Origin of the sequence: Streptosporangium carneum (assembly GCF_027922005.1) — a bacterium.
Taxonomy (GTDB): domain Bacteria; phylum Actinomycetota; class Actinomycetes; order Streptosporangiales; family Streptosporangiaceae; genus Streptosporangium; species Streptosporangium carneum.
Genome location: NZ_BSEV01000154.1, coordinates 1 through 537, shown reverse-complemented (window position 1 = coordinate 537; position 537 = coordinate 1). Strand labels below are relative to the sequence as shown.

Below are 537 nucleotides of genomic sequence, written 5' to 3'. Positions count from 1 at the left end.
CCCACCTGGACCAGCACCCCGACCTGGACCCGGCGGACGTGGCCCACTCCCTGGCCACCACCCGCGCCGTCTTCGAACACCGCGCCGTCGTCCTCGGTCACACCCGCCAAGAACTCACCGACGGGGTGCGGGCGCTGGCCTCGAACCGCCTGGGCAGCGGTGTGACGACCGGCGCGGTGTCCGGCACCCGAGATGTGGCGTTCCTGTTCACCGGGCAGGGCAGTCAGCGCCCCGGCATGGGCCACGACCTCTACCACGCCTTCCCCGCCTACGCCCAAACCGTCGACCGCCTCACCACCCTGTTCGACCACCACCTCACCGAACTCGGCCACCCCACCCCCACCCCCACCCCCACCCCGTCCCCGGCCCTGACCCCGCTCCGCGACCTCCTCCTCACCCCCGCCCACCACACCGCCACCGACCCCGCCCTGATCCACCGAACCCTCTACACCCAACCCGCCCTGTTCACCCTCCAGGTCGCCCTCCACCACCTCCTGCACTCCTGGAACATCCACCCCACCGCCGTCGCCGGCCACT

The 537-nt window shown here is 72.4% G+C and carries 1 protein-coding gene; it reads left to right on the top strand.

What is annotated here, in order from left to right; translation table 11 throughout:
* Positions 1-537, top strand: a 537-nt coding sequence (locus tag PKF00_RS44300) for an acyltransferase domain-containing protein (protein WP_271223799.1), incomplete at both ends; no start/stop codon positions are given.